This window comes from Epilithonimonas tenax DSM 16811 (assembly GCF_000428485.1).
Lineage (GTDB): Bacteria > Bacteroidota > Bacteroidia > Flavobacteriales > Weeksellaceae > Epilithonimonas > Epilithonimonas tenax.
This window is the reverse complement of sequence record NZ_AUAA01000068.1, coordinates 1-9,944: the sequence shown is the minus strand read 5'-3', so window position 1 is coordinate 9,944 and position 9,944 is coordinate 1. Positions and strand designations below refer to the sequence as shown.

Here is a 9,944-nt window from a genome sequence, read left to right as displayed (position 1 = left end):
AAGCTGGATACACCCATGAGAAACAACCAAAAAAATTATCAAAAACAAAAATATATTTTCAGAAAATCGAGAAAAAGAATAGAGACATTATTCTCTCAGCTTTGTGACCAATTTAAAATCAGAAACAACTACGCAAAATCATTTGAAGGTTTTAAAACAAGGATATTGAGCAAAATAACAGCATTAACTTTCATTCAATTTGTAAATGTTTTTGTATTTAATAGAAAAATGAATAATATTAAAATTGCATTAGTTTGATAATGCACTACGAGTATTTTTAATTTTAAAGTTTTTTATTTCAATAAAAATTGAAACCCCTCAAGTGATTGAGGGGTTTTTTGTCGTTTGATCTTGTGAAGATTAGGGGCTTGCTTTTTCTGTCATCAGGTGGTCGAATCTTGCTGTTATGTGTTTTCAATTATTCGACATAATAAGTTATTATGATTATTGGTACAGTAATTGGATAGGGGAACGCTCATCGCTTTGTACAAAGTTATTTAGGGTGTTTAGTGTAATTATTCCAATTATACTTTTAATAAGTAAAACAATTTAAAATTATTTTTAATGAAATCAAAATTAACTATTTTGTCGTTGGCCTTGGCGTGCCCGGCAGTGATGTTCTCGCAAGAGATGATGCAGACGACAATAACTACGGAAACAACGCCCGTTGTTACTAAAACAGATTCTGCTCCAAGATTCAACAGCTGGTCTGTATCCTTTGGTGGTGGTGTTCCTTTGATGCAGAATGCAGATCTGAAATCTATCCAAAGTGGTAATACGCTGGTAGGTTATTCGGCTTACTTTAGTATCGATAAAGCGCTTTCTCATTCATTCGGTTTGAAATTACAGTACGACCGTGGTGAAACCAGACAAGGTTATTTCAATACCAATGATGTCGCTCCGGCGAACGCTTCAAGCAATCTTCAGGTAGCAGGCAGAACGCAATACGATGCCATCTCACTTTTGGGAGACATCAATTTCTCAAACCTTCTGAGAAGAGTGGACAGCCAGGCATCTTACAGATGGGCCCTTCACGGTTATGCAGGTGTTGGGGTGTTGGCTTACCGCGCTTACCAAAAGGATGAACTTGGACAAAGGCTGATGACAGAGAACAAGCCTTTCAAATTCAATTCTCTTTTCGGACAGGCTGGTGCAGGTTTGAAGTACAAGATTAGCAACAGAATAGATATTGAAGGCAGAATGATGTATGTGGTAACAGGCGATGACGCCTTTGACGGTGGCGGAAACGATCAGTACAGTGCTGTGAACAGAATCAGCGCGCACACTTCTGACAATTTCTTCAATACCACCTTGGGTCTTACGGTTCATTTGGGTAAACACAGTAATAGTGTAATGTGGCACGATCCTTTCCAGGAAGTGTACACCAAAATAGATGAGTTGGATACCAAAATTGACAATATCAAATTGTGTAAAAACGGCGATGCAGACAATGATGGCGTTTGCGATGACTGGGACAGACAGCTAGATACGCCGGCAGGTGCTAGAGTAGATGGCGCTGGTGTAGCATTGGATGTTGATATGGACGGAGTGATCGACCTTAATGACAAATGTGTTACCGTGCCTGGTCCATTAGAAAACAACGGATGTCCGGTTACTAACACAGGTGGTGTATCATCTGACGATACGGCGATGAGCGGAATCGAATTTGATCTGAACTCAGACAGAATCTTGCCAAGCAACACGCCAATCCTTAATGCTGCAGTGAATTACATCAACTCAACCAACGGCTCTTACACGGTTATTGGTGCAACGGATACGAGAGGGACCGAAGCTTATAACCAAACGCTTTCTCAAAAAAGAGCGGACAACGTAAAACAATTTCTGATCACCAACGGCGCAGCTTCCTCAAAATTGCAAGCGCAGGGAAATGGTAAAATAGATCTTAAATATCCAGAATGTGACCCCGCATCCAAGTGTCCAGAATGGAAAAACAAAGCCAATAGAAGAGTGTATTTTAAAGCAAAATAAATGTTACAATTCTAATTCGGAGACTGTCACTTGTGGCGGTCTTTTTTTTTGATTAATGATCAAGTGGGATGCGTAGATCTTGTGTGAATCAGTTATTTGACATTGGTCTTTCATAACTTTCAAGGTGCAGCAGCTGTAGAATTAGGCAACAACATAAATCTTTGTTTTGGATGGAATAACAAAGCCTCGCGGAGTTGCGAGGGTTTGTTATTTTTGGATAGCGAAGGTGTCTTTCTCGTGGCTTTTTGCGTTTGCTATTGCCTGAGTTGGAAGCTCGCAGTGGCTGGGGTGTCTTGCCTGCTATTGAATTAATGGCTTTAGCAAAAGTGCTAGTTGCTCTGCCAACTTGCTATGACCACTCAGATTTGGATGTGTTCCGTCAGAAGTTGTGATGCCGCTGAAGATACTCATGTCAATTACCGGTAGGCCATTGGAGCTTCCCAGGGCTAAAATTGATAATCTACACGCTCCGTTGAAAGGAACCAGCAAGATTATTTTTGCCGCAGGATATTTGTTTCTTTGATTGTTTATTAATGCTTGATAATCTGCGACGAAAGTGGCATTTGGAATATTGTTACCAGCGTCATTAGTCCCACCGTTGATCACTATCACATCTGGGATAGTCTCATTAAACACTCTTTTGTCCTTGGAATAATTTGTGATACTAGATAAGTACTTTGGCACTTGTCCAGATCCTCCAACGGAAAGACCAGTGCCACCAAAGCCGTGGACCAAGGGGCGCATATTCAAAATTCTGGCCATAAAATTGGAATAGGAGTTGTAACCGCTGTTTGAATCTGGATTGCCATCCGTTCCGTGGATATTTACACCTTCTGTTATAGAGTCTCCAATGATTAATATAGATTTACGTTTATCAGAGGGTTTTCTGATATATGTATTATTGGGAGTGGTAATATTTCTTATAAAAATACCATAGTTCGGGTCTGTCCAGAACCAATCGCCTTCGTATAGCCCGTCAATCCAAACTACAACTTTGTGATTTGTGGCTGACAAATTATCGAAGAGCTTCGTACTTCCATCTGTAAGTTTGATGATCGTTGGCTTTGCTCCATCTACACTTACCGCAATATTAGGAATTTGAGAAGTTTTGACAACCACATCCAAAGTGGCTGTTGTAGAGTTGGTCTCGAACTCAAATGATGCTCCTTAAGAAAAAGTTCTTAATAACTTCTCGGCGCCTTTGTAGTTTTCAAAAAAATAGCCGTTGAATTGAACTTTATTCAGCAATTCTGTCGTACTGTCGCGATAGGATACGTCTTTAATTTTTGCGGGCCCGGCGTACTCGTTCACAGTAATAGTAGAACCTATGTGATCTGAAATGGTCGTCTCGGTATCCCACGTCAGTTTTTCTGTTGTATTGTAGGTTTTTGCTTTTATGGCAGTATCGCCAAAGAAAATCTACATGTAATAATCTTTACTAGCGTCTACAACGTCATTTTTATTGGCAAGAATTCCACTGCCACTCTTTCCTATGCTCAGGCCTCCTGCGCTTTGATATACAAAATAGAAGGAGGAGAGATCACTGGAGTTAAGTCTTATTTGGGCATTACTGCCTCCTTTGACAAGTATCTTCAGTGTTGTGTTTTTTGGCTGAATGGGTAGTATAACATAACCCGAGACGTTCAAGTGATCGCCAACGAACGCATCGCCGCCCTGCATCCCATTTTGCCAATCTATGACGCCACTCCGTACATTTTTGAAAAGAGAATGAAAGTCTTCTGTTTGTGTAACGATTTCTGGCTCTGGAAAGATCGGCTCAGGATCATCCGATCGTTGACAAGAGCTGGCCAGCATCAAGATGCTAAGCAAAATGAAAATGTGATTGATAATTTAATTTTTAATAATTATTTTTAACATAATTTGATTATCTGCAAATATGTGTACTAAAAATCTTTATTATTTACGGGAATCCGTAAACTGCCAAAGAATCTTTGATAAAAATTAAATTGAATAGAGAAGTGTCCTAATTGTAAGGACTTTATTGGAATCTATACGTTTGAAATAGTCTTCAACACGGCTCAATAAAAAAAAGAGATCAGTTGTTGAAACGATTGGTAAACTTTGTGAATAGAGTAGTGTTGGGTATCCTTCATTCTGAAACTTTCGGCAGTATTTTTCAATCAAAACAATGAATGCTCTGCTGATTGCCAAAGGTTCGTGCCAAAGTCTTTCTGATAAAAAACGTCAGCATATTGCCATTATCCCTTTTTAAACAGTCAAAAAAAAAACCTAGTTAAAACCAAGGTTAAAAAAATATAAAAAAATTGTGTTTTGGCTTGGGTAATGTTTTTGTGAGTGTCTCATCAGCCTTACCGCAAACAAAGCTACCATTAAGAGGTCTTTGTATTTTACGGATATCCGTAAAAGGGCGAATTATTTTTGTGGTGACTTGGCACAACAAATTCCCGCTTTCCGGCCCGGTTTGGACACCACGTAACTCATTTTTTTTAAAAAAAAGAAGAGAAACAAATTTGAGCTGTCTCTCCTCTCCGGTTAAATATAATTGGTGTAGGATTGTTCGGAAAAGAGGACATTACTGCCCTCCTTATCAATAAATCTAATGCTCTATGAATTAGGTTTATTTGATTTTTTAATATCAATTTTTTTGCCAAACTGAAAACTAATGATAGATTGTTCTCATTTATTTTAAAAAAAACGGCCAACGTTTTCACATCAGCCTCATTGGTTTTTAACAGTTGTTTTTTCTAATTGCCGTTTAAATGCAGCTCAGAAACCAGCGTCACTTCTCGGTTTTCCAAAAGAGGTACAATATGCTGTACAACGATCTGCTGATAATGGTCTGAGTTTTTATGAAGTGCTATACTGGCTTCGTCCCTGTAGCTTTCCATCAGTATCAAGGTATTGGTATCGGTACCGTTGCGGAAAATCTTGTAGGACAAATTGCCTTCTTCGTTGGTGCTTTTTTTTACCAATTCTGGAAGCAATTCCAGGACTTTGTTTATTCCTGATGCCTTTACCTGCCATTTGGCAAAGATGAAAATGGGTTGTTTTGTTTGCTCGCTCATTGTCTTAAAAATTTTGAATAAATAATGTTGCAATTTTCTCACCAACGTGTTTTTCGGAAAAAGGACATTCTTGTTTGAGAAGATGATCCAATTTTCTTGTCTCCTTATATCAAAATGACGTGGTTGTTGGGTCTTCTTTAAAATTGATAACACAAAGATACAGGCAAAAGGCGGCTTTGGAGAAGGAGCGTAGTCACAAAAAAAGTGTGATTGCAGTCACACTTGCTTTTATTTTGAATAAAGTCTGCTGAGCGTTTCCCGGCTGACGCCCAGATATTCTGCAATAAGCTTTTTTGGAATCCGCTGCGATAGTTCGGGATAGAGTTTGGAAAATTCTTCGTAGCGCTGCTGTGGAGAACTGGAAAGTAATAATCGTACCCTCTGCTGTAAGGCGATGTAGCCATTGGTCAATTTCATTCGGTAAAAATGTTCCATTTTATGAAGTTCCGAGGATAGTTTTTCTCGGGTTTCCAGCGTGGATAATAAAACTTCGCCAGCTTCGATGCACTCTATATACATAGTTGCTTTTTTGGACTGAAAGAATGCCTGATAATCCGACATCCACCAGTTTTCTTTTGCAAACTGAAGTATGAATTCTTTACCGTGCTCATCCACGTAGAACACTTTAAAAATCCCTGACAATACGAAAAATTCATATAGGGCTTCATCGCCTTCATGAGTCAGAAATTGATTTTTTAAAGTTCGTTTCAGTGTGAAAAAAGGTTTTATCACATCAAATTCCTCGTCGGTGATTGCTATTATTTCTTCGAGATGTTTTCGGAGTTTTTCCATGGACTGTTACTTTTTCAAATCGTTTCTTCGGTGATCCATTTGCCCACCGTTGGCGCCGCGTAATGTTTCGTTGTATCCAAAAGGTCTGTAAGATTCTCGTGTGCAATCTCCTTGGACTTTAGAAAATGAGGTAAGACGCCAATGACTTTGCCGCCTAGCGCAAGTACGCCATCTGCCACAGCACCCATCAAGCCTCCATTAGCAGAGCCATAAACCAATTCGATATGCTGTTCTGCTAAAGTTTTACCTAATAAAGTGGCTTGTGATTTGTAATTTTCGTCCGTCCTGATGCTGGATCTACAAAATACCATTACTCGATTCATTAGATTTGTCTAAATGAAGCTACAAATTTAGATAAAAATCCTGCGATTATCCGCTTCGGAGGGTGATTTAAAATAGATTTATTTCGTCTGTTTTTTAAAGAATTCCGCAATGTCCGGAAGTGATTCTTTTGGGAACTGGTGGCCGGCATTGCTTTGTTGGAGAACCAATTCGGTTTTGTTTTTTCCGGAAAAAATTGTTTTATCAGCATCTGTTTTTCCGTTGTCTGTGATCCCAAGGTTTGATTTTACAATAGGGATAGAGCGCTCCTGACTTTCAAAATTTACGACCTTATCATTTTTTCCCATAGACATCCAGACGGAAATAGGCACAGCACCAATAATCAAATCCCCACCCTGACCGGACGCAGAACAGATCGCCGTAAGCCGATTGCCTCTTTCTTTCCAAAGGACGTTCACGAATCTGGCACCGTTTGAGTGGCCTATAAGATAGATTCTTCCGTCATCTACAGTATAATTTTTATGAATATCAGAAAAAATGGCATCAAAGAAATGGACATCGCGTTTTCCTAAGTCGTCTGTGAAGATCTGCCAACCATTCATTCTGCCTTTTGGGTCTAAGCCGGGAACTTCTCTGCCAGGTAAGCCTTCCATGAAAATCACAAGCGCATCTTTGTAATAATCCTGAATATTGATTTTCCGGCTCACCAAAGTGGCGTTGCCGCCGTGCCCGTGGAAGACAAAAATGACTGGTGTTTTGTCAGATTTTACGGTCGGCTCATAGATGATTGCTTTCCTGGACAGTCCATCTACAGAGTACTGTTTTGTCATCTGCGAGAAGATGAATATATTGCAAATCAAAAATAGAAGGGTGATTGTTTTTTTCATCATTATACCATTTCACTTTTTGATCAGATTGATACCATCAAGTTAAGAGTCTGTTTGAATTTTGCATGATCAAGTTTTATTAAGCATATCATCACCTCTTTTTTGTGCAGAATTATAATAAAATTAGAAGTGCAGTTGGTTTTATTTTTTTTATTATAACGATTGCTCTAAAATAAAAGCCTTACAAATTGTTGAAAGTCTGCCACATCAACTTTAGGACTGACTTTAATAAGAGGACTCACATGGCTTTGTTTTAACGCGTCTTATTTTTGTCTGGGTTTTCCGAAAGGATTATAGGAGATCCCGACATTGAAATAGAAGGAAGGTTTTGAATTGGCCTCGAAGACAAAATCATTGAATGAAGCTGTTTTTTCAAAAACCCTGGATAAAGTGGTGGCGCGCAATCCGGTTTTTAAAGTGCCGATAAAATTAGCGCCCATTTTTTGCTCATAAATTGCTCCGGAATTAATTTCCACCTGTCTGTATTCATAGGTTTTGCCAGTAGGATAGAGGTAAAAATTGGTCATATCCAGCTCTGTCCCAAAAGAGATCCTGCCGTTTTTCAGGAGGTTTTTTCTCAGGAGAATTTTTTTTGGTAAAAGAATGTCTGCCACCCAACCATTGTTGAAGGTGTGTTCATAAGTGACGATGGGAAGAACGGGAATTTGCACTGTTGGATCAATCATCACGGCAAGACCTACCGTCATTTTTGTATTCGCATCGGCCTTCAGTACCAAACTTCCTGTCAACATTCCTCTGAATCTTTCAAAATGCTCTTCGCTCCCGTCTACAGAAGCGGTTGCAGAATAGACCGCAATCTTATTGAATAATTTTGCAAACCGTGTGAGACTCAGAGATTCTGAATGGTAATGAAAGTTGTCTTTGTTATAATGGCTATCGGGAATGACAGACCACTTATTTTCAGTTTCGATGTGTGTTAATTTGTAATTCAGGCTCGTGCTTAGCATCCATTTTCTGTTTTTGATCAAATAGATATTGGCGTTGGCTTTTAGCTGCTGAAATTCTTTCACCTTGTTATCTGGAAGATCTGCGCCGGGTAGTTTCGGAGAAAGTTGGTATGGCGTCAGTTGTGTGAACTCTACGTTCAGGTCTCTTGCCTGTGGGAATTTGTCTGTGACAAAAGCAACTACTTTTTGCGGAATACTATCTTTTTTCTGAGCCGAAATTTGATTTGAAATAGGGAAAAGTGTCAGTGGGAAAATGATCTTTTTTAGAGTTTTCATCGTTTATTTTAAGGTGTGAATGACGGATTGGAAAAAGTTGAAAATGAATATTTTGTTGTAAAACAACTCTATATTATTTTCTATGAGAAAATCGATATGTCTTTTAAAATTGATGGCTTGATTTTCTTCCACAAAAACAAACCAGAGTTCCTGCAGGTCATGCTTTCTTTTGAAAATTTCAGAAGATATGAGATGCAGCGGTAAATCGTGTTTCAGATCATAAAAAAGAACGCCTTTTTTGACACCATTATCATCAATGATATTAATAGGGTGGTGTATATAATCAAGGACTTTGAGGCATTGGTCATAAGATTCTATAAAATGATGAAGATCTATGAGCTGGATGATTTTTTTTTCCTGCTGATAATCTGTCATGAAGAAACACTCTAAGTTGATCTGCTCTGTTAATTCCTGAAAAACTGCCAATTCCATAGTTTGATAAATTTTACACGACAAAGTAAGAGAGAATAGGACTTTGTAATTGGCTTTTTATACCAACACCTAAATAATTTATACTAAAACCGGCTTTTAAAAAATTGGTATAATAAAAAGCGGTGTTTGTATAATATTGTAGCTGATGAAAGCGTTATTGGCTATTTTTGTTAATGATTAAAAAAATCAAAATGAAAAAGCAGTCAAATCAGTTCCGGGATACTTTGGTGATCGATTTTCTTGTCGAGAGAAAATTCCGCGTCTGGAGACACCTGGTGTTTTTGCTTTTCTTTTTTGTGCTGTTGTATAACGCTAGGTTTTGGCATGATTTCCGGGAAGAGTACGACCAGTATGTTTTGATTTTTGTGTATGTTGCTCTGTTGGTTATGACGTATATCAATATCTATGTATTGGTTCCGCTATTTTTCTTCAGAACGCGTTATATTCTGTATTTTATATTGTTGATTATTCTAGGCGTTGTTGGCCTTAAGATGATCAGTCTTTGCTTTAATACCATTTTTTCCGGCTACAGAATAAGCGAGCCAGGAGTGGTGAAAAACAGGACAGGTCTGTACGAAGGTATTATGATGTGTATTCCTATTATCCTCATCAGTACCACTCTGAGACTCGTTCAGAAATGGACCAGAGACAATGTGAAGTTGGCAGAGCTGAGTAATCTGACGCTAATGATGGAACTGAATGAGCTTCGAAATCAGATCAACCCGCATTTTCTCTTCAATATGCTCAACAATGTGAAAGCGCTGATAAGAACGGATCCCGACAAAGCATCTGCCGTTATTGTGAAATTATCAGAATTTTTGAGGTACCAGCTCTATGAAAATAATGAGGAGAAAACACTGCTGACTTCAGAAATTGATTTCTTATCCAACTTTATCAATCTGGAAAAAATAAGAAGTGGATATACTAATTTAACGTCCAGTTAAAGTTAAGCATAAAACCATAATTTTAAGATATGAAACAAGAACGAAAAATTTATGATCCTGCTTTCAAAACCCAAGCAGTTCAATTGAGCAAAGAGAGAAATAATATATCAGAATTAGCCAGAGAACTCGGTATTAAAGTGACTTTGCTATACAAATGGCGAAAGGAATTTGAGGAGTTTGGAGCCGGAAGCTTCCCCGGAAATGGTAAATTGAAATTGACCGCTGAACAGGAAAAGATCCACGAGTTGGAGAAAAAACTCAGGGATGCGGAGTTGGAACGTGACATCTTAAAAAAAGCAATCAGCATTTTTTCCAAGAGCGGTCGAT

At 38.4% G+C, this 9,944-nt stretch carries 12 protein-coding genes; 4 read left to right on the top strand and 8 right to left on the bottom strand.

Features of this window, described 5'->3' with window-relative positions; all coding sequences use genetic code 11:
* A partial coding sequence (locus tag F564_RS0116940; RefSeq protein WP_154656853.1) for a transposase occupies nucleotides 1–258 on the top strand: 258 nt, incomplete at its 5' end.
* 306 nt (nucleotides 259–564) lie between these two features.
* Entirely contained in the window at nucleotides 565–1,989 is a 1,425-nt protein-coding gene (locus F564_RS0116935) for an OmpA family protein (RefSeq protein WP_028123649.1), read from the top strand.
* Between the two features lie 300 nt (nucleotides 1,990–2,289).
* Here the strand turns inward: F564_RS0116935 and F564_RS0116930 are convergent, their stop codons facing one another.
* The 8 genes from F564_RS0116930 to F564_RS0116895 form a co-directional block, all read right to left on the bottom strand.
* Complete coding sequence (locus tag F564_RS0116930) at nucleotides 2,290–3,108, bottom strand: SGNH/GDSL hydrolase family protein (RefSeq protein WP_228373928.1); 819 nt, start codon at nucleotides 3,106–3,108, stop codon at nucleotides 2,290–2,292.
* Between the two features lie 300 nt (nucleotides 3,109–3,408).
* Nucleotides 3,409–3,804, bottom strand: a complete 396-nt coding sequence (locus F564_RS0116925) for a hypothetical protein (protein ID WP_028123647.1) — start codon at nucleotides 3,802–3,804, stop codon at nucleotides 3,409–3,411.
* Nucleotides 3,805–4,715: 911 nt separating this feature from the next.
* Nucleotides 4,716–5,036 (bottom strand): putative quinol monooxygenase, encoded by a 321-nt coding sequence (locus F564_RS0116920; protein WP_028123646.1) that lies wholly within the window; start codon nucleotides 5,034–5,036, stop codon nucleotides 4,716–4,718.
* Between the two features lie 228 nt (nucleotides 5,037–5,264).
* A complete protein-coding gene (locus tag F564_RS0116915) occupies nucleotides 5,265–5,828 on the bottom strand; it encodes a Crp/Fnr family transcriptional regulator (RefSeq protein WP_028123645.1) in 564 nt (187 codons plus the stop codon).
* 14 nt (nucleotides 5,829–5,842) lie between these two features.
* A complete protein-coding gene (locus tag F564_RS19585; RefSeq protein WP_316928809.1) occupies nucleotides 5,843–6,139 on the bottom strand; it encodes an LOG family protein in 297 nt (98 codons plus the stop codon).
* Between the two features lie 90 nt (nucleotides 6,140–6,229).
* Nucleotides 6,230–7,000, bottom strand: coding sequence for a hypothetical protein (locus F564_RS0116905; RefSeq protein ID WP_154656914.1), 771 nt, complete (start codon nucleotides 6,998–7,000; stop codon nucleotides 6,230–6,232).
* 260 nt (nucleotides 7,001–7,260) lie between these two features.
* Nucleotides 7,261–8,241 carry a DUF6268 family outer membrane beta-barrel protein gene (locus F564_RS0116900; RefSeq protein WP_028123643.1) on the bottom strand — a complete coding sequence of 327 codons (981 nt, stop codon included), beginning with the start codon at nucleotides 8,239–8,241 and terminating at the stop codon, nucleotides 7,261–7,263.
* 3 nt (nucleotides 8,242–8,244) lie between these two features.
* On the bottom strand, nucleotides 8,245–8,673 hold the full coding sequence (locus F564_RS0116895) for a hypothetical protein (protein WP_028123642.1): 429 nt from the start codon (nucleotides 8,671–8,673) through the stop codon (nucleotides 8,245–8,247).
* 191 nt (nucleotides 8,674–8,864) lie between these two features.
* Between F564_RS0116895 and F564_RS19580 the strand changes: the two genes are divergently transcribed.
* A complete protein-coding gene (locus tag F564_RS19580; RefSeq protein WP_228373927.1) occupies nucleotides 8,865–9,617 on the top strand; it encodes a sensor histidine kinase in 753 nt (250 codons plus the stop codon).
* A 29-nt stretch (nucleotides 9,618–9,646) separates the two neighbouring features.
* The coding region (locus tag F564_RS0116885) for an IS3 family transposase (RefSeq protein WP_028123641.1) at nucleotides 9,647–9,944 on the top strand (298 nt) is incomplete at its 3' end.